This is a genomic window from Brevundimonas staleyi (assembly GCF_041893865.1).
GTDB lineage: Bacteria > Pseudomonadota > Alphaproteobacteria > Caulobacterales > Caulobacteraceae > Brevundimonas > Brevundimonas staleyi.
In genome coordinates, this window is record NZ_CP169082.1 from 1728216 (window position 1) to 1751231 (window position 23016).

Annotated in this window: 26 protein-coding genes; 14 read left to right on the forward strand and 12 right to left on the reverse strand. The window is 67.8% G+C overall.

Annotation, left to right across the window (positions count from 1 at the left end; genetic code table 11):
• Window positions 1–181: 181 nt before the first annotated feature.
• The 3 genes from ACETK8_RS08580 (at window position 182) to ACETK8_RS08590 (ending at window position 5139) form a co-directional block, all read left to right on the forward strand.
• The gene (locus ACETK8_RS08580) at window positions 182–1867 is read left to right on the forward strand and encodes a cisplatin damage response ATP-dependent DNA ligase (RefSeq protein WP_374039083.1); all 1686 of its coding nucleotides are present in this window, start codon (window positions 182–184) and stop codon (window positions 1865–1867) included.
• 156 nt (window positions 1868–2023) lie between these two features.
• Complete coding sequence (locus tag ACETK8_RS08585) at window positions 2024–3451, forward strand: tyrosine-type recombinase/integrase (RefSeq protein ID WP_374039084.1); 1428 nt, start codon at window positions 2024–2026, stop codon at window positions 3449–3451.
• 498 nt (window positions 3452–3949) lie between these two features.
• Window positions 3950–5139, forward strand: a protein-coding gene (locus tag ACETK8_RS08590) for an IS3 family transposase (RefSeq protein WP_249341170.1) whose coding sequence is annotated in 2 segments (ribosomal slippage) — window positions 3950–4202 and window positions 4202–5139 — 1191 coding nt in all. Because the reading frame shifts where the segments join, the coding sequence is not laid out codon by codon here.
• Here ACETK8_RS08590 and ACETK8_RS08595 read toward each other — a convergent pair.
• Entirely contained in the window at window positions 5109–5693 is a 585-nt protein-coding gene (locus ACETK8_RS08595; protein ID WP_374039085.1) for a recombinase family protein, read from the reverse strand. The genes ACETK8_RS08590 and ACETK8_RS08595 overlap by 31 nt on opposite strands.
• A gap of 455 nt (window positions 5694–6148) precedes the next feature.
• Between ACETK8_RS08595 and ACETK8_RS08600 the strand changes: the two genes are divergently transcribed.
• From ACETK8_RS08600 to ACETK8_RS08625, 6 genes are all read left to right on the forward strand, one after another.
• Window positions 6149–6457: a hypothetical protein gene (locus ACETK8_RS08600; protein ID WP_374039086.1), complete on the forward strand. Its 309-nt coding sequence runs from the start codon at window positions 6149–6151 to the stop codon at window positions 6455–6457.
• A gap of 356 nt (window positions 6458–6813) precedes the next feature.
• Entirely contained in the window at window positions 6814–7803 is a 990-nt protein-coding gene (locus ACETK8_RS08605) for a mechanosensitive ion channel family protein (RefSeq protein WP_374039087.1), read from the forward strand.
• A 6-nt stretch (window positions 7804–7809) separates the two neighbouring features.
• Window positions 7810–8826 carry a threonine aldolase family protein gene (locus ACETK8_RS08610; RefSeq protein ID WP_374039088.1) on the forward strand — a complete coding sequence of 339 codons (1017 nt, stop codon included), beginning with the start codon at window positions 7810–7812 and terminating at the stop codon, window positions 8824–8826.
• 12 nt (window positions 8827–8838) lie between these two features.
• Window positions 8839–9057, forward strand: coding sequence for a DUF433 domain-containing protein (locus ACETK8_RS08615; RefSeq protein WP_374039089.1), 219 nt, complete (start codon window positions 8839–8841; stop codon window positions 9055–9057).
• Between the two features lies 1 nt (window position 9058).
• On the forward strand, window positions 9059–9415 hold the full coding sequence (locus ACETK8_RS08620; protein ID WP_374039090.1) for a DUF5615 family PIN-like protein: 357 nt from the start codon (window positions 9059–9061) through the stop codon (window positions 9413–9415).
• 63 nt (window positions 9416–9478) lie between these two features.
• Complete coding sequence (locus ACETK8_RS08625; RefSeq protein ID WP_374039091.1) at window positions 9479–11368, forward strand: ABCB family ABC transporter ATP-binding protein/permease; 1890 nt, start codon at window positions 9479–9481, stop codon at window positions 11366–11368.
• Here the strand turns inward: ACETK8_RS08625 and ACETK8_RS08630 are convergent.
• The 7 genes from ACETK8_RS08630 to ACETK8_RS08660 form a co-directional block, all read right to left on the reverse strand.
• A complete protein-coding gene (locus ACETK8_RS08630; RefSeq protein ID WP_374039092.1) occupies window positions 11350–11838 on the reverse strand; it encodes a chemotaxis protein CheE in 489 nt (162 codons plus the stop codon). The genes ACETK8_RS08625 and ACETK8_RS08630 overlap by 19 nt on opposite strands.
• Window positions 11835–12419, reverse strand: coding sequence for a response regulator (locus tag ACETK8_RS08635; protein ID WP_374039093.1), 585 nt, complete (start codon window positions 12417–12419; stop codon window positions 11835–11837). Before ACETK8_RS08635 ends, ACETK8_RS08630 begins: the two co-directional genes overlap by 4 nt.
• 92 nt (window positions 12420–12511) lie before the next feature.
• Window positions 12512–13462, reverse strand: coding sequence for an acetyl-CoA carboxylase carboxyltransferase subunit alpha (locus ACETK8_RS08640; RefSeq protein WP_374039094.1), 951 nt, complete (start codon window positions 13460–13462; stop codon window positions 12512–12514).
• A gap of 60 nt (window positions 13463–13522) precedes the next feature.
• Window positions 13523–15133 (reverse strand): ABC-F family ATP-binding cassette domain-containing protein, encoded by a 1611-nt coding sequence (locus ACETK8_RS08645; RefSeq protein WP_374039095.1) that lies wholly within the window; start codon window positions 15131–15133, stop codon window positions 13523–13525.
• Window positions 15134–15257: 124 nt separating this feature from the next.
• A complete protein-coding gene (locus tag ACETK8_RS08650) occupies window positions 15258–15452 on the reverse strand; it encodes a type II toxin-antitoxin system HicA family toxin (protein WP_374039375.1) in 195 nt (64 codons plus the stop codon).
• Between the two features lie 3 nt (window positions 15453–15455).
• Window positions 15456–15680, reverse strand: coding sequence for a DUF1902 domain-containing protein (locus ACETK8_RS08655; RefSeq protein ID WP_374039096.1), 225 nt, complete (start codon window positions 15678–15680; stop codon window positions 15456–15458).
• Between the two features lie 18 nt (window positions 15681–15698).
• Entirely contained in the window at window positions 15699–16613 is a 915-nt protein-coding gene (locus tag ACETK8_RS08660; RefSeq protein WP_374039097.1) for a tyrosine recombinase, read from the reverse strand.
• Window positions 16614–16789: 176 nt separating this feature from the next.
• Between ACETK8_RS08660 and ACETK8_RS08665 the strand changes: the two genes are divergently transcribed.
• The 3 genes from ACETK8_RS08665 to ACETK8_RS08675 are packed head-to-tail and all read left to right on the forward strand — an operon-like array spanning window position 16790 to window position 18755.
• Entirely contained in the window at window positions 16790–17293 is a 504-nt protein-coding gene (locus ACETK8_RS08665) for a shikimate kinase (protein ID WP_374039376.1), read from the forward strand.
• Window positions 17290–18393, forward strand: a complete 1104-nt coding sequence (gene aroB / locus ACETK8_RS08670) for a 3-dehydroquinate synthase (RefSeq protein ID WP_374039098.1) — start codon at window positions 17290–17292, stop codon at window positions 18391–18393. Before ACETK8_RS08665 ends, aroB begins: the two co-directional genes overlap by 4 nt.
• A complete protein-coding gene (locus ACETK8_RS08675; protein WP_374039099.1) occupies window positions 18390–18755 on the forward strand; it encodes a hypothetical protein in 366 nt (121 codons plus the stop codon). Before aroB ends, ACETK8_RS08675 begins: the two co-directional genes overlap by 4 nt.
• An 11-nt stretch (window positions 18756–18766) precedes the next feature.
• Here the strand turns inward: ACETK8_RS08675 and ACETK8_RS08680 are convergent, their stop codons facing one another.
• Entirely contained in the window at window positions 18767–19174 is a 408-nt protein-coding gene (locus ACETK8_RS08680; RefSeq protein WP_374039100.1) for an MliC family protein, read from the reverse strand.
• 22 nt (window positions 19175–19196) lie between these two features.
• A complete protein-coding gene (tadA, locus tag ACETK8_RS08685; RefSeq protein ID WP_374039101.1) occupies window positions 19197–19655 on the reverse strand; it encodes a tRNA adenosine(34) deaminase TadA in 459 nt (152 codons plus the stop codon).
• 12 nt (window positions 19656–19667) lie between these two features.
• Between tadA and ACETK8_RS08690 the strand changes: the two genes are divergently transcribed.
• The gene (locus tag ACETK8_RS08690) at window positions 19668–21182 is read left to right on the forward strand and encodes a pseudouridine synthase (RefSeq protein ID WP_374039102.1); all 1515 of its coding nucleotides are present in this window, start codon (window positions 19668–19670) and stop codon (window positions 21180–21182) included.
• On the opposite strand, the gene ACETK8_RS08695 is transcribed toward ACETK8_RS08690, so the two are convergent.
• Window positions 21159–22052, reverse strand: a complete 894-nt coding sequence (locus tag ACETK8_RS08695) for a CPBP family intramembrane glutamic endopeptidase (RefSeq protein WP_374039103.1) — start codon at window positions 22050–22052, stop codon at window positions 21159–21161. The genes ACETK8_RS08690 and ACETK8_RS08695 overlap by 24 nt on opposite strands.
• A 112-nt stretch (window positions 22053–22164) precedes the next feature.
• On the opposite strand from ACETK8_RS08695, the gene rsmD reads away from it, so the two are divergent.
• Window positions 22165–22737 carry a 16S rRNA (guanine(966)-N(2))-methyltransferase RsmD gene (rsmD, locus tag ACETK8_RS08700; protein WP_374039104.1) on the forward strand — a complete coding sequence of 191 codons (573 nt, stop codon included), beginning with the start codon at window positions 22165–22167 and terminating at the stop codon, window positions 22735–22737.
• On the opposite strand, the gene ACETK8_RS08705 is transcribed toward rsmD, so the two are convergent.
• Complete coding sequence (locus tag ACETK8_RS08705; protein WP_374039105.1) at window positions 22723–22998, reverse strand: YjhX family toxin; 276 nt, start codon at window positions 22996–22998, stop codon at window positions 22723–22725. The two genes, rsmD and ACETK8_RS08705, sit on opposite strands and share 15 nt — an antisense overlap.
• Window positions 22999–23016: the final 18 nt, after the last annotated feature.

The following is a 23016-nucleotide window of genomic DNA, read 5'->3' on the forward strand; positions in this document are numbered from 1 at the left end:
GGGAATCTTCCTGTCATCCGTGGGGCGTCGCACTTCCCCCATCGTCACGCGTGTCGCTTCGCTCCAAGACGTGACACTTCCCCCATGAAGGATGGGGGAAGGGCGGCAGGCCGGTGACCAATCCGCCTCTTCGGAGTTTGCCTCTGGACCCCAGCCTTCGCTGGGGTGAACGGATGGAACGATGCGCGCCTTCGCCGAACTGCTGGACCGCCTGGCGCTGACCGGGTCGCGGAACGCCAAACTGGTGTTGCTGAGGGACTATCTGCGCGCGACGCCCGATCCGGACCGGGGGTGGGCGCTGGCGGCCCTGACCAGCGAACTGGTGTTCAACGAGGCCAAGCCGGCGATGATCCGCAGGGCCGTGGAGGCGCGGGTCGATCCGGTGCTGTTCGGCTGGTCCTACGACTATGTCGGCGATCTGGCCGAGACCGTGGCCCTGATCTGGCCGGGCGATCCGAACCACAGACCGAACCGTGAGCCGGAACTGGGCGAGGTGGTCGATGCGCTGAAATCGGCGAAGCGCGGCGAGGTGCAGGGGCTGATCGAGGGCTGGCTGGATGCGCTGCAGCCCAAGGGGCGGTGGGCGCTCTTGAAACTGGTGACCGGAGCGATGCGGGTGGGGCTGTCGGCCCAGCTGGCGCGGACGGCGGTGGCGATGATGCGCCCCGAGACGGTGACGGAGGCGCCGGAGCCCGGCGGCGGGGAGGCGACGACGGCGCTGGAGCCCCTGACGGCCGCCGACATCGTCGAGGTCTGGCACGCGGTGGAGCCGCCCTATGCCGAACTGTTCGCCTGGGTCGAGGGGCGAGGCGAACGGCCGGACACCGAGGCGCCGGGCCGGTTCCGACAGGTCATGCTGGCCGTCGCCATCGACGAGGCTGTGGATTTCGAGAAGCTCGATCCCGCCGACTACGCCGCCGAATGGAAGTGGGACGGCATCCGGGTGCAGGCGGTGCGGGAGCAGGGGGTGGCGCGGCTCTATTCCCGGCATGGGGACGAGATCACGGGCGCCTTTCCCGACCTGATGAATGCCCTGACCTTCGAGGGGGCGATCGACGGGGAGTTGCTGGTGATCCGGGATGGGGCGGTGGCGCAGTTCGGGGACCTGCAGCAGCGGCTGAACCGGAAGACGGTGGATGCCAAGCTGATGGCCGCCTGGCCGGCCGGGCTCTATGCCTACGACCTGCTGGCCGAGGGCGGGGTGGATCTTCGCGGGTTGCCGTTGAAGGACCGGCGGGCGCGGCTGGAGGCCGTGGTGAAGGGCCACGAGGGCGAGCGGCTCTATCTGTCGCCGGTGGTCGAGTTCGACAGCTGGGAAGGCCTCGGGGTGCTGCGGGCCGATCCGCCGGTCGGGGCGGCGGCCGAGGGGCTGATGCTGAAGCGGTGGGACAGTCCCTATGTCGCCGGGCGACCCAAGGGGCCGTGGTTCAAGTGGAAGCGGGATCCGCACGTCGTGGACTGCGTCCTGATGTACGCCCAGCGCGGGCACGGGAAGCGGTCGAGCTTCTATTCCGACTACACCTTCGGGGTCTGGACGGCGGAGGGGGCGCTGACGCCGGTGGGCAAGGCCTATTTCGGCTTCACCGACGAGGAGCTGAAGCAGCTCGACAAGTTCGTGCGCGACCACACGGTGGAGCGGTTCGGGCCGGTGCGGTCGGTCCGCGCCGAGCGGGATTTCGGCCTGGTCCTGGAGATCGCCTTCGAGGGTCTGCAGCGGTCGCCCCGGCACAAGTCGGGGGTGGCGATGCGGTTTCCGAGGGTCAGCCGCATCCGCTGGGACAAGCCCGCGCGCGAGGCCAATACGCTGGAGGATGTGATGGATCTGCTGGACGCGATCGAGAGCGGGGGCGGGCGGGTGGCGAAGTGAGAACCCTCTCCCTATGGGATAAGTCCCAAACGCTAACTTGCTAGAATCAAACGATATTTTGTGCTATGAAGTTCATACACGATGTATGCACGTCACGGCAGATCAATGACTTAGCGCCGCGATGTGCACGAAATCTGCACGACGATGGAGGCTGTCATGGCGTTTGTCACGGACAAGGAAGAGCTGAAACCCGGACTGGTCATCTTCCGGCGGGGCGATTTGCAGACCCGGGATTGGTATTGTCGAGTCCGACTGCCGAAGGCGACGCGCTACAAGACCATCGCCTTAAAGACGCCGGACATCACGACGGCGCGTACCCTAGCCTACGACCACGAAAGCGAAGTCCGCTTTGCGTTGAAGCGCAATCTGCCGGTGTTCAACCGCCCGTTCTCCGCTGTGGCGAAAGACTACATCGCAGAACAGAGACTGCGCGCGCAGCGCGGCGAGATCACGCCGGGCCGGGTGAAGCTCATCGAGTCGGTCGTGAAGAACCAGCTCAATCCCTATGTCGGCAAGACGCAGATCGACCTCATCGCTCTGGACCGCTGGCAGAACTATCCGTCCTGGCGACGGTCGCTCGGTCAGGGGCGGATGACGCGCCATGGCAATGTGCGACCGATGACGGACGCCGAACGCGATGCTGCCAAGGCCCTCGCCGATGACAAGGCGAAGCAGAAAGGGGGCGCGGTCGGCAAGCAAACGGCGGAGACCCCGGAGCCCGAGAACACGGACTGGATCATCGTCAGTGACGCGACCATTCGCTTCGAGATGAAGATCTACCGCGCCATCATCAATGACGCCGTTTCCAAACAGGAGGCCCCGCCTCATCACCGGATCGAAGGCATGCCGTCGCTTGAGAAGCAGCGCCGGGATGCGTTCTCGCTGGAGGAATACCGCCGCCTCCATACCCACGCCCGCACCAAGTGGGTCGATGCCGCGAAGACCGAAACCGCCCGCTGGTACCGGGCCATGGTTTATCAATTCGTCCTGATCATGTGCAACACCGGCATGCGGCCGTCAGAGGCGCGTAACCTGCGTTGGCGCGACGTGATGGAGGCGACTGACAAGAACGGTCAGCCGGTGACGGTGTTGTCCGTGCGTGGCAAGGGCAAGTCCCGCCAGCTTGTCGCGCCGAGCAGCAATGTCGGGAAATATCTGGACCGCATCCGCGCCATCGCGGTGAGCACCGCGCCAGAAGCTCCGGTGTTCAGCAGCGCCACCGGCGCAGAGGAACGCACTCTCTACAAGGCCTTCATCGCGGACCTGCTGGACCACGCGAACCTGCGGGTCGGTCCATCCGGCATTCTGCGCTCGACCTATTCGTTCCGGCACACCTACGCCACCATCCGCCTGACCGAAGGCGTCAGTGAACTGCTGCTGGCCGAGCAGATGGGAACGTCGGTGCAGATGATCCAAGAGCATTACGGCCATGTGGACACCATCAAGCATGCCGACCTCGTGTTGCAGGGCATGAGCGACTGGGAGCCGCAGGAGCCAGCGATCCCGGCGGATGAAAAGCAAACCGCGAAGATCAAACGGAACGCGCGGGCGAAGATCAGCACCGAGCCGCGCAGACCTCATTGATGTCCTGCCCGTCGCCGCCGAGGATCACGCGCCGAGTTCGGTGCGCCGCTGGTGGCGAAGGGCTGGTCTGTGCCCTCTGCCTAGCGTCCGATGCGCAGCTGCGCTCTTGATCGGCCGATTGGCGAAGCAGGCCGGTGGATTGAGCCGCGTCGAGTTCGATGCGGCCCACTGGCCTGCGTCTTCCGCCGCTTGTCCCCCGCGCGCCGTGGCGCTCTTGGAGGGGCGATAGCAAGGCCCTGGCCTTCGTAGGATTGCCACCAACATCAGTCCGCTAAGCTTGCACTGCGGAACGTGCTCGCTTGCATTCGACGCAGTATGCGCCAGGCTCAGCATTCTGATACAGATCCGGCGGTCTCGCCGCTGACGACATTCCGGCGCTAAGCACTCCTAACGCATGCAATCCCGACAAATTGTCTCCATTTGGATGCCGTCAGTGACGTGACCCCCTGAAACTCCTCCACGAATAGCTAGAGTCCGCCCCTCGAAAGGACGGACAGAATGAAGCGATCACGGTTTACGGAAGAGCAGATCATCGGGATCCTGCGCGAGCAGGAGGCCGGTGTTCCGGTGGCGGATCTGTGCAGGAAGCACGGGCTGAGCTCGCCGACCTTCTACAAATGGAAGGCCAAGTATGGCGGCATGGACGTGTCGGAGGCCCGGCGGCTGAAGGCGCTGGAAGAGGAGAACGCCAAGCTGAAGCGGATGCTGGCGGACTCGATGCTGGACAACGTCGCGCTGAAGGATCTGCTGGGAAAAAAGTGGTGACGCCCGCTGCGCATCGAGCGGCGGCGGCGCACCTGCAGTCGGCTTACGGGATGAGCGAACGGCGGGCCTGCCGGGTGCTGGGCGTGGACCGGACGAGCGTGCGCTATCAGGCGACGCGACCGGACGACGGCGCCCTGCGCGATCGGCTGAAGGCCCTGGCCCAGGAGCGTCGGCGGTTCGGCTATCGACGTCTGCACGTGATGCTCCGGCGCGAGGGCCATGCGGTCAACAAGAAGCGTGTCCAGCGGATCTACCGCGAGGAGAAGCTGACGGTGCGTCGGCGCGGCGGGCGCAAACGCGCGATGGGCACAAGGCGGCCGCTGGAGATTCCTCTGGTCGCAAACCAGCGCTGGTCGCTGGACTTCGTGTCCGACCAGATGACGGACGGGCGGCGCTTCCGCATCCTGACGGTGATCGACAACTGCACCCGCGAGTGCCTCGGGCTCGTCGCCGACACCTCGCTGTCAGGGCGACGGGTGGCGCGCGAGTTGGACGCCATCATCCTGCGACGCGGGCGACCCGAGACGATCATCAGCGACAACGGCACGGAATACACGTCCAACGCCATCCTGGCCTGGGCCGACGACGCCGGTGTGGGCTGGCACTACATCGCGCCGGGCAAGCCTCAGCAGAACGGCTTCAACGAGAGCTTCAACGGCCGTCTGCGTGACGAGCTGCTGAACGAGACGCTGTTCCGATCCCTGCCGCACGCCCGTGCGGTGCTCGAAACCTGGCGGCGCGACTACAACGAAACCCGGCCGCACTCGAAGCTCGGCTGGCTGACGCCGCAGGCCTACGCAGATGCGCTCAGCGGAAAGATCGGCCGGTCCGCTGCGCTGGTTGGAGGCTGCGCTGACCGGCCTCTTGCCAACCCCACCAACCCCAGTTCAGATCACCAAAGGACTCTCGTTATGGCTGGATGAGAAACGGGGGTCACGTCACCGTCACTGCGCGTGAATATCCGCCGGAGGCCAAGCGGAGCCCGCCCTCCGGTCCAGAACCCTTGGGCCAATAATCCCCGCTGAGCGCGAGTGACCTTCTCTGAAAGGTCTCGGCTGTACTCTCCCGCCATGGTCCGTTTGATATGCTTCAGGAGTTGCGACGTGGGACTGCCGTCATTCGCAAAGCCGTCAGCGCAATACAAGACAGGGACGCCCGCCTGAACGCACATGAACTCGTAGTAGGCCGCCTGGTCGGAATTTTGGAACCGGCCCCATCGGCTGACGTCATAAACAAGTACGCGGGTGAATCCGCCATCCCCTGAAAGCACGTCGGCCAGAAGGGCTTTTAGACCGTCTCGCTTCCGGAGAGAGACCCCGCTAACGGCGGCGTCTTCGTAAGTTCGAACGATCTGCATCCCATGCTCGACCGCAAAGGCTTCGTTGGTCGCCTTCTGGAATGTCGGCGAGTACTCTTGTCGCTCTGTCGACATACGCACGTACTGCGCCGCTTTGATTGGCGAAACCTGCATCTTCATCTCCCGCATCATCTATGACTTAGGACATCAGCACTCGCGCGGCCTGTGCTTGTCAAAGCATGCAAAGCGGGCGGCCGAGCTTCAGTCCGCGCTGGCGATCACATTCCATTCGGGTGATAGCCCTATCCCTAGAGGCCTGCGGAACGAAGGTCGTGACGCCGACCAGGCGCCGTAAGAGGGTGGTTGTCGCAACGGGCGATCCGCGCCGTGCGCGGCAGGCTTTAGGCTGTGCCCCGAGCTTCCGGCTGCGCCGCCGATCTCGTCCCATTCGGGTGACAATCCCTATCGCAAGAGGCTTGGGGCCTTGCCCCCCGCGCACCCCGAAGAGGCTCCCGCCCAGCTTCTCTCGCCGTGTTCGTTGCAGCCGGGTCCCCGCGAAGCCTCCCACTCCGTTTGCTCCCCCAGTCTCGCCGACGGGCAAGGGTTCACATCGAACCCAGATCCCAGAGGCGGATATGAAGAACGACTATTCAATCACTCGGACACACTGGAACGGCATCGAGATCGAAATCCGGTGGAACGCCGAGTATCTGGTTTATGACGACCGAACCCATATGGCTCATTTGGAGGTCGTGAGCGTGTCACCCGAGCGGGCGCCATTGCCGATCACCGAGACCGGTTACAGGTCGCACTTCACGCCCAAGGCGGCGATGGACGGTTACGAGAGCGCGGAAGCCTTCGTAGAGGCGTGGCTCGATCAAGCGTCGCGTTCGGCTGAATGGAAAGCCTTTGATGCAGCGAGCAGGCAGCTATCGCTGTTCTAGGCGGGCGGGATGGTCCGCTTGGCGCGGACGTCCACCGTTCCCGCCAGTCCTTTGGCTGGCGATGCTTCCGCGCCTTGGGCGCAGGAGGGGCTGCGGCGGCCTTCGCCTGCCGCCTTGTGGAGCCCGACCGCTGATACTGACAGGCGGCCAAACCATTGGACGCCGCCGCCGACTCCAGCCATCTTTTACGGTCAGCGTGAAGAATTATCTACACGAACTCTACACGGCATTTTTCCATGGAAAAATTGTCTTATTTTACAGATAATTATATTAGAGAGGGATGCCTATCCTTCTCCCACCGGGAGAGGGAAGAAATGGCGGGTTCCAAAATGATACTCAGGCGTTAGACCCGGCCCATGACGACCAAAGCCGATCCCCTCGACACCCTCATCGCCACCGGACAGCAGGCGGTCGCCGTGGATACGGTGATGCTGGCCAAGCTGACCCAGATCGCGGGCGACTTCGCGGTCAATCTGGCCATTGCCCTGATCATCCTGACCGCGACGGTCTTCGCCGCGAAATGGGCGGCGGGCGCGACGCGGAAGGCGCTGGGTCGGGTGCGCGGGTTCCGCCACGACCCGACGGTGCTCAGCTTCGCCGTGCAGGTGGTGCGGGTCGTGGTCTTCCTGATCGGCTTCATCGCCGTGCTGCAACGGCTGGGCGTGCAGACGACCTCGATCATCGCGGTGCTGGGCGCCGCGTCCCTGGCCGTCGGTCTGGCGCTTCAGGGGACGCTGTCGAACGTGGCGGCGGGGGTGATGCTGCTGGTGCTGAGGCCTTACCGGGTCGGCGATCTGGTCAGTATCGGCGGCAACATCGGCAAGGTGCAGCGGCTGGACCTGTTCTTCACCCAGCTGTCGGATGCGAACAACGTCAAGATCATGTGCCCGAATGGAAAGGTGTTCGGCGACATCATCCTGAACCTGTCGGGTCAGAAGACGCGGCGGATGGAGATGAAGATCGGGGTGGGCTACGGCTCGAACCTGAACAAGGCCAAGGAAGCCTTGGCCGGGGCGGCGGCGGCGCACGAGGCCGTCCTGCCCGATCCCGCGCCCTGGGCCGGGGTGACCAATCTGCTGGATTCATCGGTGGAGATGACGCTGGCCGCCTGGACCAAGTCCGAGGATTTCTGGCAGGCCAAGGCGGATGTCTTCCAGGCGGCCAAGGAGGCGCTGGACGCCGCCGGGATCGAGATTCCGTTCCCGCATCAGGTGGCGGTGCCTTACGGCGACGAGGACGCGACGCTGCCGCAGGCGGCGGAAGGCGCCGACGGTTTGCGCGGCCGGACGAATCCGCCCAGCGCGGGGTTCGACACCCGCCCCGACGACGACGAGACAGAGGCCTGATCCGCGATGCGCTACGACTTTGGATCGGACAACACCGCCGGGATGCAGCCGGCGGCCATGCAGGCGCTCATCGCGGCGAATGAGGGGTATGCCCGGGCTTACGGCGCGGACGAGATCACCGCCCGCGCCGCCGACCAGATCAGACAGAGGCTGGATGCCGACGCCGAGATCCGGTTCGTGTTTTCGGGCACGGCGGCCAACTCCATCGCCCTGTCCATGCTGGCCTGGCCGCACGAGGCGGTGCTGGCCCACCATGCGGCCCACGTCTGCACCGACGAAACGGGGGCGCCGGGCTTCTTCGGCCAGGGCGTTGGGCTGATCGGCCTGCCGGGCCTGTCGGGCAAGATCGAGCAGAAGGCGCTGGAAGCGGCGCTGGAGGAGCCCGAGGTCGGGCATCGCCAGCCGCCGGCGGCGCTGAGCCTGACCCAGTCCACGGAGTATGGGACCGTCTATACCGAGGAAGAGCTGCGTCACCTGATCGAGCCGGTGAAGGCGCGGGGATATGGCGTGCATCTGGACGGGGCGCGGCTGGCCAATGCGGCGGCGGCGGGGTTCGACCTGACACAGATCGCGCGGCTGGGCGTCGATGTGCTGGTGTTCGGCGGGGCGAAGGCGGGCGGGCTCTGCACCGAGGCCATCGTGATGTTCGACAAGTCGCTGGCGCGGCGGGTGGACAATCGGCTGAAACAGGCGGGGCAGACGGCGTCCAAGGGGCGCTTCCTGACGGCGCCCATGCTGGGCCTGCTGGAGTCGAACGCCTGGGAGGACGGGGCGGCCCACGCCAATCTGATGGCGGCGCGACTGGCCGAGGGCATCGCCCTGCGCTCGCGCTTCGTCCTGGCCCATCCGGTCGAGGCCAACGCCGTCTTCGTGCGGATGCCGGCCAAGGCGCATGCGCGTCTGAACGAGCTGGGCTGGGCCTGTTACCGGTTCGACGACGGCTCGGTGCGGTTCGTCTGTTCCTGGGCGACCGAGGAAGCGGTTGTGGACGAAGTGATCGAGGCCATCGTCGGGCTTTCGTGATATACGGAGGGCATGGAACATCCTCGCATTTCCCGCGATCCGAAGATCATGGTCGGCAAACCCTGCATTAAGGGCACCCGGATCACGGTCGAGCATGTGCTGCGTGAAGTCGCCGGCGGCAGCTCGATTGAGCTGATTGCAAACGAATATCTGCTGGATCGAGACGATGTCGTCGCAGCGATCGTCTACGCATCGGATTTCATTCGCCATGAAAGCCTGATCGCCGCCTGAAATGCGATTTTTCGTGGACGAATGCTGTCCTCTGCGTCTGGCCGGGCGGTTACGATTGCATGGTCACGACGTTGTTCATGCGCTGGAGGATCGTAGCGGGCTGGCGGATGACGAGCAGGCCGCGTTTGCATGGGAGCAGGGTCGGCTGCTGATCTCAGCGGACTATGACTTCGCCGAGTTGGCAATCCGTCACGGCCACGCGTTTTTAGGCCTCGTCCTCATCGGGCCGCATCCGAATGGCCTGTTGCCTGTTGCAGACAGTTTGGCAGATCGCATCCTGGCCTATGGAGACGATCTCGCCGGCTATCTGACGTTGCTCGAACGAGACAACACAAGACGTCGTTTGCTTGGCGTCTGAAGCCTTCCGCCCGGCCCCGGCGCAGTCCATATCCAACGGATGGCGCGTGGTGAACGATCGGGAATGCGGGGCGGCGGAGGCGGCATAGAGGCCAAGGCGCAGCGCGCCGGGGGCGAGGCCGAGACGCCGCCGGATCCCAAGACCATTCCGGCCCTGATGGACCTGATGCGTCTGGTGGCGCGGTCGGGCGCGCCGCAGTTGCGGGTGCGGCTGGTCATTTCGATCCTGCTGACCATGGCGGGCAAGGGGTTGGGGGTGCTGGCGCCCTTGGTGCTGGGCGCGGCGGTCAACCATCTGGCGGCGGATCAGCCGGCGGGAGTTTCGGTCGGTCTGGGGTTCGCGGGCTTCGCGGTCGGCTGGGCCATCGTGCGGTTCCTGTCGTCGGGGGCGCCGCAGCTGTCGGACGTGGTCTTCGCGCCCGTGCGGGCTGCGGCGCAGAGGACGGCGGCGACCGAGACCTTCGCCCATGCGCTCAGCCTATCGCTGGACTTCCACCAGACCAAGCGGTCCGGCGCCCTGTCGCGGACGGTGGATCGCGGGTCGCGGTCGGTCGATTTCCTGCTGAGGATCCTGGCCTTCAACCTGGTGCCGACCGGGCTGGAGCTGGTGCTGGCGGCCGGGGTTCTGGCGGGCAAGTACGACTGGCGGTTCGGCGCCGTGGCGGTGGCGGTCGTGGCCGTCTACGCGGTCCTGACCCTGGCCATCTCCAACTGGCGGATCGAGCATCGGCGGACGATGAACACGGCCGATACGGAGGCCGCCGGTCAGGTCGTGGACGCCCTGATCAACTATGAAACGGTGAAGTCGTTCGGGGCCGAGAGCCGGGCGGCGCTGGGCTATGACCGGGCGCTGGGCGCGTACAATGCGGCGGCGCTGAAGGCGAACAGTTCGCTGGCCCTGCTGAACGCGGTGCAGGCCCTGATCATGAACATCGGCCTGGGCGTCATGGCCGTGATGGCCGGGTTCGAGGCGGCGGCCGGGCGGATGGGGCCGGGCGACGTGACGGCGGCGGTGCTGATCCTGATCTCGCTCTATGCGCCGCTGAACATCCTGGGCTTCGCCTATCGGGAAATCCGCCAGTCCTTCATCGACATGGAAGAGATGCTGAAGGTCACGCGCCAGACGGCCCAGGTGGCCGATGCGCCGGGCGCGCCCGATCTGGTCCACGCCGAGGGCCAGAAGGGCGGAGCGCTGGCGTTCGAGGACGTCTCCTTCCGCCACGACGCGCGGGCGAACGGGCTGGAGGACGTGTCCTTCACGGTGAAGCCGGGCACGACGACGGCGCTGGTCGGCCCGTCGGGGTCGGGCAAGTCGACGATCGTGAAGCTGGCCCTGCGTCTGCTGGACCCGCAGGTCGGGCGGGTGGTGGTGGACGGCGCCGATGTGCGGGACGTGACCCAGGCCTCGCTGCGCCGGGCGGTGGCCCTGGTGCCGCAGGACGTGGCCCTGTTCAACGACACCCTGGCGGTCAACATCGCCTTCGCCCGGCCCGAGGCGACGGAAGACGAAGTCTGGGCGGCGGCCGAGGCGGCCGAGCTGGCCGGCTTCATCCGCAGCCTGCCGGACGGGATGCAGACGCGGGTCGGGGAGCGCGGGCTGAAGCTGTCGGGCGGTGAGCGTCAGCGGGTGGGCATCGCCCGCGCCCTGCTGGCCGATCCCTGCATCCTGATCCTGGACGAGGCGACCAGCGCGCTGGACAGCCGGACGGAGACGGCGATCCAGAAGACGCTCAGGAAGGCCAAGGCGGGTAGGACGACGCTGGTCGTGGCGCACCGTCTGTCGACCATCGCCGACGCGGAACAGATCCTGGTGCTGAAGGCCGGGCGGATCGTGGAGCGGGGCGCGCACCATGAACTGGTCGCCCGTGTCGGCGGGGAATATGCGGCGCTGTGGAAGAAGCAGACGCGCGGGGCGCGGATCGGGCTGGACGAGGTTCAGTCGGCGGGCGGCTGATCGATCGTCGGGATCTTGTGCTTCACCATGTGGTGGAGGTTGGCCAGGATCTCGGTGCGGGCTTCGTCGGCCGAGTCCGGCAGGCTGAGGATCAGCTGCAGCGCCTGGGCGTGGACGGTGACGATGCGCCAGTCGAACGGCTTGCCGGGCTCGGCCGCGTCGATCAGGTCGCAGAGGCCGGCGGCGGCCTTGCACAGGTCGTCGCGGTCGAAGGGGCCGGCGGCGTCGATGACGGCGCTGGACAGCTCATAGGCTTCGTTCAGCTGCAGGATCGGATCCATGCCGGGGCCGGGCGCCTTCAGGGCGGCGAGGCGGGCGATGCGCTCGGCCACGATCGACTGGCTCTCGGCCTCGAGGTTGGCGAGGTTGGCCTTGGCCTGGGCCATGGCGACGCCGACGCTGAGGCCGCCCGGCGTGTCGATGATGGTCGACAGGCGCGAGGTCCGCTGTTTCCACATCACGACGGTCATGACGACGCCTCTTCGTTGAGTTCGGCCGCGGCCTTTTCGGCGTTGAATTTGGCCAGCTTGATCATGTCCTCGCGGCGCTCGTTCTGCTTGAGCGGCTTGGAGGGGACCAGGCGGCGGTCGGGCCCGGAATAGTCGCCGGCCTCCAGGAAGGGGCGGTTGTCGCGGGCGACCCAAAGAACGCGTTCCAGCACCGCCGAGGCGCTGAAGGGCTTGGTGACGAGGAAGTTGGCGCCGCAGTCGCGGGCCTCCGCCACACGCGAGCGACGCACGTGGCTGGCCGTCATCAGGATGGGGACATAGGCGTTGGGCTCCAGCCCGGAACGCCGCAGCCAGTGGACCAGTTCGTGACCGTTGGTGCCGGCCATTTCGCAGTCGACGACCAGAAGATCGACGGGATGGACCAGCAGGATCTCGCGCGCCTCGGCCGCGCTCTTGACCGCATACTTCACGCGGATGCCGAAGCCCTGGAGGGCCTGGAGGGTGACCTCCATGCTGAACGGCGAATCGTCGACGACCATGACGACGGCGCCGGTCAGGTTGAAGACCGCGCTGTCGCGGAGCGCGCCCTGGAGCTCGCTCATCGGCGCTCCGGTCGATCTGGGGAATGCAGCATGGTCGGCCCGGCTCTGAGTGAACCCAGACTGACCAGACGACGTCTACTTCGCGTTAACGGCTAGTTGGACTGGCCGATGGCGTAAAAGCGATCCGAACGCTGTTTCCGCAGTTCGGCGGGAGACAGGGGCAGGAGCTTCTGCAGCTCGTCCCAGACGGCGTCGCCGACGGCGGCGATGGCCGCGTCACGATCCGAATGGGCGCCGCCCACGGGCTCAGGCACGATCCGGTCGACGATCTTCAGGGCCAGGAGGTCCGGGCCGGTGATCTTCATGGCGTTGGCCGCGTCCTTGGCCCGCGCCCCGTCGCGCCACAGGATGCCGGCGGCGCCCTCCGGCGAGATGACCGAATAGATCGAGTGTTCCAGGATCAGGACGCGGTTGGCGGCTGCGAGCGCGATGGCTCCGCCCGATCCGCCTTCGCCCGTGACCGTGGCGATCATCGGCGTGCCCAGGATCAGACCGCGCTCGGTCGAGCGGGCGATGGCCTCGGCCTGACCGCGCTCCTCGGCGCCGAGGCCCGGATAGGCGCCGGCGGTGTCGACGAAGGTCAGGACGGGCAGGCCGAAGCGGTCGGCCATGTCCATCAGACGCACGGCCTTGCGGTAGCCTTCGGGCCGGGCCATGCCGAAATTGTGGGTCAGGCGGGTGGCGGTGTCGTGGCCCTTCTCATGGCCCATGACGACGACGGCCTGGCCGCGGAAGCGGGCGAGACCGCCCAGGATGGCCTGGTCGTCGCCGAACTGGCGGTCGCCGCGCAGCTCGACATAGTCGGTGAACAGGGCGTCGAGATAGTCGACGAAGTGGGGACGTTGGGGGTGGCGAGCGACCTGCGTCTTCTTCCAGGGGTCCAGCTCGGCATAGGTCTTCTTGCGCAGCTGGGCGGCCTTCTTGCGCAGGCCCTCGATCTCGGCCTCGAACGAGCCGGAGGTGGCGGACAGAAGACCGAGTTCCTCGATCTTGGCCTCCAGGTCGGCGATCGGCTTTTCGAACTCGAGATAGTGCGTGGCCATGAGGCGTCCGGATGGGGCGGGCGAAAAGGCCCAGTCGCAAGGCGGCGGAACCTAGAGAGGTCAACGCGCGGGGGCAAGCGGCGGTTCAGGCGGCTTTAGCGCGATGCGCCGTTCGATGTGGACGGCCTCAAGGAAGGCCTCGTCGTGGCTGACGATCAGAAGGGCGCCGTCGTAGGCGCGAAGGCCCGCCTCCACCGCCTCGATCGAATCGATGTCGAGGTGGTTGGTGGGTTCGTCCAGGATCAGGAAGGGCGGGGGCGTGGGGCCTCCGAGGACGCAGGCGAGGCCGGCGCGGAGGCGTTGTCCGCCGGACAGATCGCCGACGATCCGGAGTGCGGCGTCGGCGCGAAACATGAAGCGGGCGAGGGCGGCGCGGCAGGCGTTCTCGTCCACCTCGGGGTGGAGGCGGCGGAAATTGTCGCGGATGGACAGAGCCGGGTCGAGGACGGCGACCTGCTGGTCCAGCATGGCGAAGGGGACGGGGCGGCGGACCGAGCCGGAAGTCGGCGTCAGGGCGCCGGTGATCAGGCCGAGCAGGGTGGTCTTGCCGGACCCGTTCGGGCCGGTGAGGGCGATGCGTTCGGGGCCGGCGATGCGGAGGGACAGGTCGGTCAGGACGGGGCGGTCGGGGCGGTAGCCGGCGGTGACTGCCTCCAGCGTCAGGACCTCGCGGCCGATGGGCAGGCCGGTCGGGGGCAGGGTGACGGTCAGGGGCTGGAGGATTTCGATGCGTTCGCGGGCGGCCGTCGCCGCGCCCTCGGCCTGTTCGCGGCGGCGTTCGGCGAGGCGGGCCTGTTCGCCGCCGGTGTCCTCGGCGCGGTCCTTTCGCATGCCGAGCAGGATCTTGGGCTGATCCCCGCGCGCGGCGACGGCGCGACCGGCCTTGTCGGAGCGGGCCTTGCGTTCGGCGGTCTGTTGGGCCGTGCGGGCGAGGTCGTTGAGGCGTTTGTCGGCGTCGGCGAGATCGCGCCGGGCGGCGTCGAGTTCGAGGGCCTTGCGGGAGCGGTAGGCGGACCAGTTCCCGCCGTAGCGGGTGGCGCCGAGGGTGGTCAGTTCGACGATGGCGTCCATCGTCTCCAAGAGTTCGCGGTCGTGGCTGACGACGACGGCGCCGGATCGCCATTCGGCCAGCAGGTCGATGACGGCCTGACGCCCCTCGCGGTCGAGGTTGTTGGTGGGCTCGTCGAGGATCAGCCAGTCGGGCTCGGCGAACAGCAGGGCGGCGAGACCGGCGCGGGTGCGCTGGCCGCCGGACAGGGTCGCGAGGCGGGTTTCGGGGGTGACGTTCAGGCGCAGATGGGCCAACGCCGCCTCCAGCCGGGAGGGCAGCATCCAGTCGGCCTGGGCCAGATCGTCGGCGTCGGCCTCACCGGCTTCGGCGCGGGCGAGGACGGCGAGGGCGTCGCGGGCCTCGAACAGGTCGGCGACGGTCTCGGTCTCGTCGACCTGAACGATCTGGCGCAGGACGGCGAGGCGGCCGTGGACGGTCACGCTGCCCGCCTGCGGCGTCAGGCGGCCGTCGATCAGGCGCAGAAGGGTGGTCTTGCCCACGCCGTTGCGACCGACGAGGCCGGTGCGTTCAGGCCCGAAGGCGAGGTCGAGGTCGGAGAAGAGAGGCGATCCGCCGGGCGGCGCCCAGGCGAGATCGTGCAGGACGATGGAGGCGGACATGGCTTTCCCGATGCAAGGCTGTGGAGGGCGGTTGCGGTCGGGAGGGGATCACATGGTCGGCGCGGGCCTTCGTCTGGAGGTGAGCGTCAAAGGCTAGGGGAGGGTGTTGGCGGGATCAAGGCGATCAGAACGCCTTGGGCAGACCGGCCTGTTTCAATGTCTCGTTCGCGGTGTGGCGGCTCTTGGAGCGGGCGACGATGACGGCGTGGGTCTTGTCCGGATGACGCCATTTCTCGTGACTGCCCTTGGCGTTTTCCGCGCGCCGCCAGCCAGCGGCGAAGAGGAGGGCGGTCAGTTCAGGATAGAAGTCCTTCGGCAGCGGTCAGGCCGCGAGAACGTTGAAGCCGCCTTCGGCCTCAAAGCGGACGGGCACTTCGCCGGACAGTCCCAGATTTTCCGCCAGAAGCTCCGGGGCGAAATGTTTCGCCAAAGATTCGAACTCGGCCAGCGTCGCCGTCTCGATCACCAGGCCCTGGATGTTGGACTGGCTGGTCCAGACCTCGGCTTCGGGGTCCCAGATCGCCTTGACGTAGAAGGACTGGCTCATGAGCGTGAGTATGCGCGCCTACTCCCCCTTCGCCAAGGGATGGTGCTGATGCACCACCTTCGTCAGGCGGTCGGTGGCGACGTGGGTGTAGATCTGGGTCGTGGCGATGTCGGCGTGGCCGAGCAGGGTCTGGACGACGCGGAGGTCGGCGCCGCCTTCCAGCAGGTGGGTGGCGAATGCGTGCCGCAGGACGTGGGGGCTGACGCGGGCGGGGTCGATGTTCGCGTCCATGGCGGCCTGATCCAGCATCTGGGCGAAACGGCGGGGCGTCAGGTGGCTGGCGGTCGTGGCGGAGGGGAAGAGCCAGGGGCTGTCGGGGGCCTTTTCCGGGCGGCCCAACTTCTGAATGCCGTCGCGGGCGGTCAGCCAGGTCTTCACGGCGTCTCGGGCCGAGGCGTTGAGGGGGGCGAGGCGTTCCTTGCCGCCCTTGCCGCGCACGATGAGGTAGGCGGGATCGCGGCGGACGGACTCGACGCGCAGGGCCAGCAGTTCGGAGACACGCAGGCCCGAGGCATAGGCCAGTTCGACCAGGGCGATCATGCGCAGACCCGATGCGCCTTCGCGGGCCGAGGCGGCGGAAAGGAGGGCGACGACCTCCTCGCGGCTGAGGGTGCGGGGCAGGGTGCGGCCCTGTTTCGGGGCGTCAAGGCGGCGGGACGGGTCGTCCGTGCGCCAGCCTTCACCCAGGGCGAAGCGATAGAACTGGCGCACCGCCGAGCGGCGGCGGGCGGCGGTGGCGGCGGAGAGACCCCGGGTGGAGAGGGAGGCGAACCAGGCCTCGATCGCCGTCTCGTCGGCGCCCATCAGGCCGGGTGCGCCCAGCGACGCCTCCGCATCGGCCAGATCGCGGGCGTAGGCGCTGAGGGTGTGGGGCGAGGCGTCGCGTTCGACCGCCATCATCTCCAGAAAGGCTTCGACCTGGGGCGTGGTCATCGCGAGAAGGCCGTGCGTGAACGGTGGTCAGGCGCGGCGCTTGGTGTAGAGACTGAAGCGACCATGCTGTGCCTTAACTCCTCCCGCCGAGACCGATCGTGAGCGCCGAAGCCTCGACCGAGGCCGTTCCGCCCGCGATTCCCGCGCCGACCCGCACCATAGCGCTGGTGGGTCTGATGGGCGTGGGCAAATCGACGGTGGGGCGCAGGCTGGCCGCCCGGCTGGGTCTGCCGTTCGTGGATGGCGACGAGGCGATCGAGTCGGCGGCGCGGATGACGGTGTCCGACATCTTCGCCCAGTTGGGCGAGGCCGAGTTCCGGGCCGGAGAGGCGCGGGTCATGCGTCGCCTGCTGGAAGGGCCTCCCATCGTGCTGGCGACCGGGGGCGGGGCGGTGCTGAACCCCGAGACGCGCGAGCTGATGAAGGAACACGCGACCTCGGTCTGGCTGAGGGCCGACCTGAAGGTGGTGGCGCAGCGGGTGCAGAGGCGGGATACGCGGCCTCTGTTGCGCGGCAAGGACCCGCTGGTCGCCCTGACGGCGATGGCCGAGGTGCGGTACCCCGTCTACGCCGAGACGGCGGACGTGACGGTCGACGTGGGGGCGGGCGCGCATGGGCAGGCGGTGGACGCCATCGTGGCGGCGCTGAATGACTACTGGGCCAAGGGAGCGACGGCATGACGGTTATCCCGGTCTCCGGCGGGGCTTTCGCCACCTATGATGTCGTGGTCGGGCGCGGTCTGCTGGCCGAGGCGGGCGCGCGGATCGCGCCGATCGCGCGCGGGCGGACGGTGATCATTTCCGACGAGACGGTGGCGGCGATCCATGGGGCGACGTTGCAGGCCTCGCTGGAGGCGGCGGGCGTGAAGTCCGAGATCGTGGCCGTGCCGCCGGGGGAGGCCTCGAAATCCTTCGCCGAGCTGGAGCGGTTGATGGATCGGCTGCTGGCGGCCGGACTGGATCGCAAGGATGTGGTCGTGGCTCTGGGCGGGGGCGTGGTCGGCGATCTCGCGGGTCTGGCGGCGGCGCTCTACATGCGCGGGATCGACTTCGTGCAGGTTCCGACGACCCTGCTGGCGCAGGTGGATTCCTCGGTGGGCGGGAAGACGGCGATCGATACGCCGCGCGGCAAGAACCTGGTGGGGGCCTTCCATCAGCCGAGGCTGGTGCTGGCGGACATCGACATGCTGGGGACCCTGCCGGACGTTCAGATGCGGTCGGGCTGGGGCGAGGTGCTGAAGCACGGTCTGATCTGCGACGCGGCCTATTTCGACTGGCTGGCGGCCGATGGCGCGGCGGGCGTGACGGGCGATCCGGCGGCGCTGGAACGGGCCGTGGTGCGCTCGGTCGAGATCAAGTCGGCGGTCGTCGGCGAGGACGAGAAGGAGGCAGGGCGACGCGCCCTGCTGAACCTCGGCCACACGTTCGGTCACGCCATCGAGGCCGAACTGGGCTTCGAGGAGGCGGCGCTGGCGCATGGCGAGGCCGTGGCTTTGGGCTGCTGCATGGCGTTCCGGTTCTCGGTGGAGCGGGGGCTGTGCGAGGCGGCGGAGGCTCAGCGGGTCGAGGCTGTGATCGCGGCGGCGGGTCTGCCGACGCGGCTGGATCAGGCCGGGGCGTTCGAGGCGGATCGGCTGATCGCCCTGATGGCCGGGGACAAGAAGGCCGAGGCCGGGGGCATCACCCTGATCCTCGCGCGACGGATCGGCGAGGCCTTCGTGCAGAAGGACGTCGATGTGGCGCGCTTGCGGGCCTTCCTGAAGACCGAAGGCGCGGCATGAGGTTGATGGGGCAGCGCTGGATCTATCGGGTCGGCGCGACCACCATCCATGTCGACAATGCCTTCGACGCCTGGGGGCGCGGCAACGAGCGGATGGTGGTGGACGGCGTCGTCCACGGCCAGGCGACCAGCTGGATGAAGCGCAGCACCGTCATCGCCGCCCCCGTGATCGTGGACGGGATCGAGCGACGGTTCGAGGCGACCGTGCGGGGCGGGGTCGTGCGGATGTTCTGCGAGGCGACCCTAGACGGAGCGCCGATCGAGCCGGCGGGCATTCTGGAAACCGACTGGAAGGGCGCGATCGACAGCTGGCCGGACGAGAACGCCTGGAAGGCCGAGGGCTGGATCGCCAAACGGCCCTAGTCGCCGGGATTCTAGTCGATGGCGCGGCAGTCGGTCGGCTGGCGGCCGTCGGCGGACCAGGTGGCCAGGATGCCCTTGCCGCGCAGCTCATAGGCGCTGGCCTTGTACCAGATGCCGTCGGCGGCGCGCTCCTGATAGAGATCGACGGCCTCGCCGTTGGAGTTGCGGACGGTCGCCATGGCGCGCGGATTGTCGAAATCGACCGACAGGCGCTCGCCGTTGTCGCACAGATAGACGGTGCGGATGACGCGGTTCAGGGCGCGGTCCTGAAGCTCGGCACCGGTGCGGCGGCGCGCGGTCTGGGCCTCCACGGCGCGCTGTCGCACCGCCTCGCCGTCGGTCGGGGCCTTGGACGGCTCCTGACCTCCACAGGCGGACAGGGCCGAGGCGACGGCGGCGAACAGGATCAGGTGGCGCATCAGACTCTCTACCGTGATACGGTCAGGCTTGGCTAACGGGCCTGGATGAGCGTCGTTCCCGGAAGAAGCCGCGCAGCATGGCGGCGGCCTCTTCGGCCAGAAGACCGCCCTCGGTCGAGGGGCGATGATGCAGGGTCGGCTGTTCGAAAAGTTTCGGGCCGTGCAGGACCGCGCCGCCCTTGGGATCGTCGGCGGCCCAGACGACGCGGCCGATTCGGGCGTGGCTGATGGCGCCCGCGCACATGGCGCAGGGCTCCAGCGTCACATAGAGGGTCAGGCCGGTGAGGCGATAATTCCCGGTCGCCACGGCGGCGGCGCGCATGGCCACGATCTCGGCGTGGGCTGTGGGATCGTGGGCCGCCACGGGGCCGTTGGCGCCGGTGGAGACCACCTCGCCGGTCGATTCATCGACCACGACGGCGCCCACGGGAACCTCTCCGGCGTCCGCCGCCGCTTGCGCCAGGGCCAAGGCCATGCGCATGAACCGCTCATCATGGCCCGCCATCCCGAAGACAACGACAAGAAGCCCCGCTCCAGTCAAGAGCTGCGCCCCCACAAGCCCGGCGATCGCCCCAAGAGCGGGGCCGCGCGCCCCGGCTCGGCGTCCGCCAAATTCGAAACCGCCAAGAAGTCGCTGGACGGCGGACGCGGCTCGACTGGCCGGTCCTATGCGCCGGACAAGGGTGCGCGGCCCGAGAAGCCGATCAAGGGCAAACGCTATTCGGCGGACCCCAAGGCGACCGGCGGCAAGGCCGGGGGCAAGCCGGGCAAGGACGCGGCTCCGGCCGAACCGAAACGCACCGAGCGGATCGCCAAGGCCATGGCGCGGGCGGGCATCGCCTCGCGGCGTGAGGTCGAGCGTCTGATCGGCCTGGGCAAGGTGGCGGTGAACGGCCGCATCCTGGACACGCCGGCGACCCTGGTGACGCGCGACGACGTCATCACCGTGGACGGCAAGCCGATCGCGGCGGCCCAGGCCACGCGCGTCTGGCGCTACAACAAGCCGGTCGGCCTCTTGACCTCCCACAACGATCCGGCGGGACGGCCGACCGTGTTCGACGCCCTGCCCAGCGGCCTGCCGCGGGTGATCTCGGTCGGGCGACTGGACATCAATACCGAAGGCCTCTTGCTGCTGACCAACGACGGCGAGCTGAGCCGCGCGCTGGAGTTGCCGGAAACGGCCCTGGTGCGTCAGTACCGGGCGCGGGCGCGGGGGCGCGTCACCCAGGCCGATCTGGACAAGCTGAAGGACGGGGTCACCGTCGACGGCATCCGCTACGGCCCGGTCGAGGCGACCATCGACAAGGCCAAGACCAACGAGGACGGCGTCCAGTCGGCCAACCTCTGGATCAGCGTCCAGATCACCGAGGGCAAGAACCGCGAGGTCAGGAAGGTGCTGGAATCGGTCGGCCTGACCGTCAACCGGCTGATCCGCCTGGCCTATGGGCCGTTTCAGCTGGGCACCCTGCCGACTGGATCGGTGGAAGAGGTCGGGCCGCGCGTGATCCGCGAGATGCTGGGCCACCATATCCGGCCGGAGAACCTGCCCGAGGGCAATACGGTCGCTACGCCGGCGCCGATCCCCGGTCGCCGCACCAGCGCGCCCAAGGTGGCGGGCAAGTCGGGTTCGGCCCTGTCCGACCCGTCGCGCAAACCCAGCCGCGTCCGCGCGGCCGAAGAGGCCCAGGTCGAGGGTGAGGCTCGCGCCGAACGGGCGCCCAAGAAGACCGGCTGGGCCAAGGCCGCGCCGAAGTTCGAACACCCCAAGAAGAACTTCAAACCGCGAGCCCGGCCGGAAGGCGAGGCGTCGGCTGCTGACGACCGGCCCAAGAGCGCCTTCAAGCCACGCGAGGACAAGATCATAGGGCCAAAGTCGGCGACCTGGGCCCGCGATGCGGACAAGGGACGGACGGGTGGAAAGCCGCGTGCGGGCGGCGGCGCGGGTCGTCCGGGCGCTAAGCCCTTCGGCGGCAAGCCCGGCGGATCACGCGGCCCCTCGCGGGGCTAGATCGTTCAGGTCTGGAGCGTCTGAGCGGTTCGCCAGACGCTCCGTCATCAGGACGATGACAACGGCCGTGACCACCTCGGGCGCCAGGGCGGTCCATGGCGTGTCGGCCCCGACGTCGATTTCCGACAGCGGCGCCCACAGCAGGCTGATCATGAGGTTGTGGGCCAGGTGGGCGCCCGTGGCGAACTCCAGGCCGCCGAGGCGCAGCGCCGCCCAGGTCCAGATCGCGCCGGACATCATGCGGGCCACGAAGGCCACGGGGTTCGGGTCCAGGTGCAGGGCCGAGAAGGCCAAGCCATTGATGAGGCAGATCAGCAGCGGATGGCGCACGACCAGGGCCGTCAGCCTGAGCAGGACGCCCCGGAAGACGATCTCCTCTGCGGCGGCGGCGATCAGCAGACCGACCGCCATCAGCACCACATAGGCCGGCTTGGTCCAGTCGTCGTAGAGGGCGTTTGCGATCGGCGGCGCCCACTCTGCGCCCTGCCACATGTGCCAGGGCAGGGCGATGACAGCCAGGCAGGTCATGGTCAGGCCCCCGACCCAGAAGTGGCTGAGGTCGAAGCGTCGTGACGGCCACAGGAAGGCGCAGAAGCGTTGTCCATAGACCGTCATGGCCGGCAACAGGATGGCCAGCGCCATCAGGCCCAGTATGCCGCTCATTCCGAACGCTTCGGCGCCCTCGTGAAGAAGGCGATCGGATGTCTCGGGCAGAGGACTCGACTCGCCGGTCATCATCGTTCGGAGGTCCGGGAAGATCAGGGTGACGATGCCGTAGACCAGACCCGCGCCAAAGAAGGCGGCGATGGTCAGAAGTATGAAGGCTCCGAACTTCAGCCACGGACGACTGATCGTCAGTGGGGCGAGCATCGGCGAGCGACGGGCCTCTTTCAGAGCGGCAGGCACGGCGCGGACGAGGCGTTCATAAGGCGACATGCTCAAGCCGTTGCATTGCGTCGCCGTTTCGGTCCAGAGGCAGGGCATGAGGATCGTCGCCGGAAAGCTTAAGGGTCGCGCCATCGTGGCTCCGGAGGGACAGGGCACGCGCCCCACGTCGGACCGGGCGCGACAGGCCGTGTTCAATGTGCTGGAACACGCCGCCTGGGCCGAGCCGCTCAACGGCGCGCGGGTGATGGACCTGTTCGCCGGATCGGGGGCGCTGGGGTTCGAGGCCATGAGCCGGGGCGCCGTCTTCGCCCTGTTCGTCGAGATCGACGACGATGCGCGCGGCGCCATTCGCGAGAACGCCGACACCTACGGCCTGATGGGGGCGACGCGGGTGCATCGGCGCAGCGCCACCGACCTGGGCGTGCGGCCGGGCTCGGACGGGGAGGCGTTCGACATGGCCTTTCTGGACCCGCCCTACGGCAAGGGTCTGGGCGAACAGGCGCTGCAGCGATTGATCGAGGGCAACTGGCTGAAGCCGGAGGCCCTGGTGATCTTCGAGCGTGGGTCCGACGAGCCGGAGATCGAGACGCCGGGCTACGAGCGTCTGGACGCGCGCGACTACGGAGCCGCGCGCGTCCTCTTCCTCAGGCGCTCACCAGCCGCGTGAGGTGACGCGGTTGTCGAGCTGGCTGCGCATGCGCGCCAGACCCTCGCGGTTGACGCGGTAGGGACCGCCGTTGCGGCTGACGATCAGCCCCTTGGTCTTCAGCTTCTTCCAGACCGCGAGCGTGCAGTCCTCCAGTCGATAGCCGTCGCGGGTGATGCAGTCGGCCGCCAGGATACGGCCGTCGGCGTCGCGTTCGAGCACGATGCCGCCGCCTTGGGCCAGGGCGTGCAGCGTCCGCTGCTCCGCACGGGAGATGTTCATTGGGATTGTCCGTGATGT

Coding starts and splice junctions, on each gene's coding strand:
- ACETK8_RS08580 (WP_374039083.1), top strand. CDS start 182: ATGCGCGCCTTCGCCGAACTGCTGGACCGCCTGGCGCTGACCGGGTCG.
- ACETK8_RS08585 (WP_374039084.1), top strand. CDS start 2,024: ATGGCGTTTGTCACGGACAAGGAAGAGCTGAAACCCGGACTGGTCATC.
- ACETK8_RS08595 (WP_374039085.1), bottom strand. CDS start 5,693: ATGAAGATGCAGGTTTCGCCAATCAAAGCGGCGCAGTACGTGCGTATG.
- ACETK8_RS08600 (WP_374039086.1), top strand. CDS start 6,149: ATGAAGAACGACTATTCAATCACTCGGACACACTGGAACGGCATCGAG.
- ACETK8_RS08605 (WP_374039087.1), top strand. CDS start 6,814: ATGACGACCAAAGCCGATCCCCTCGACACCCTCATCGCCACCGGACAG.
- ACETK8_RS08610 (WP_374039088.1), top strand. CDS start 7,810: ATGCGCTACGACTTTGGATCGGACAACACCGCCGGGATGCAGCCGGCG.
- ACETK8_RS08615 (WP_374039089.1), top strand. CDS start 8,839: ATGGAACATCCTCGCATTTCCCGCGATCCGAAGATCATGGTCGGCAAA.
- ACETK8_RS08620 (WP_374039090.1), top strand. CDS start 9,059: ATGCGATTTTTCGTGGACGAATGCTGTCCTCTGCGTCTGGCCGGGCGG.
- ACETK8_RS08625 (WP_374039091.1), top strand. CDS start 9,479: ATGCGGGGCGGCGGAGGCGGCATAGAGGCCAAGGCGCAGCGCGCCGGG.
- ACETK8_RS08630 (WP_374039092.1), bottom strand. CDS start 11,838: ATGACCGTCGTGATGTGGAAACAGCGGACCTCGCGCCTGTCGACCATC.
- ACETK8_RS08635 (WP_374039093.1), bottom strand. CDS start 12,419: ATGAGCGAGCTCCAGGGCGCGCTCCGCGACAGCGCGGTCTTCAACCTG.
- ACETK8_RS08640 (WP_374039094.1), bottom strand. CDS start 13,462: ATGGCCACGCACTATCTCGAGTTCGAAAAGCCGATCGCCGACCTGGAG.
- ACETK8_RS08645 (WP_374039095.1), bottom strand. CDS start 15,133: ATGTCCGCCTCCATCGTCCTGCACGATCTCGCCTGGGCGCCGCCCGGC.
- ACETK8_RS08655 (WP_374039096.1), bottom strand. CDS start 15,680: ATGAGCCAGTCCTTCTACGTCAAGGCGATCTGGGACCCCGAAGCCGAG.
- ACETK8_RS08660 (WP_374039097.1), bottom strand. CDS start 16,613: ATGACCACGCCCCAGGTCGAAGCCTTTCTGGAGATGATGGCGGTCGAA.
- ACETK8_RS08665 (WP_374039376.1), top strand. CDS start 16,790: ATGGGCGTGGGCAAATCGACGGTGGGGCGCAGGCTGGCCGCCCGGCTG.
- aroB (WP_374039098.1), top strand. CDS start 17,290: ATGACGGTTATCCCGGTCTCCGGCGGGGCTTTCGCCACCTATGATGTC.
- ACETK8_RS08675 (WP_374039099.1), top strand. CDS start 18,390: ATGAGGTTGATGGGGCAGCGCTGGATCTATCGGGTCGGCGCGACCACC.
- ACETK8_RS08680 (WP_374039100.1), bottom strand. CDS start 19,174: ATGCGCCACCTGATCCTGTTCGCCGCCGTCGCCTCGGCCCTGTCCGCC.
- tadA (WP_374039101.1), bottom strand. CDS start 19,655: ATGCGCATGGCCTTGGCCCTGGCGCAAGCGGCGGCGGACGCCGGAGAG.
- ACETK8_RS08690 (WP_374039102.1), top strand. CDS start 19,668: ATGGCCCGCCATCCCGAAGACAACGACAAGAAGCCCCGCTCCAGTCAA.
- ACETK8_RS08695 (WP_374039103.1), bottom strand. CDS start 22,052: ATGCTCGCCCCACTGACGATCAGTCGTCCGTGGCTGAAGTTCGGAGCC.
- rsmD (WP_374039104.1), top strand. CDS start 22,165: ATGAGGATCGTCGCCGGAAAGCTTAAGGGTCGCGCCATCGTGGCTCCG.
- ACETK8_RS08705 (WP_374039105.1), bottom strand. CDS start 22,998: ATGAACATCTCCCGTGCGGAGCAGCGGACGCTGCACGCCCTGGCCCAA.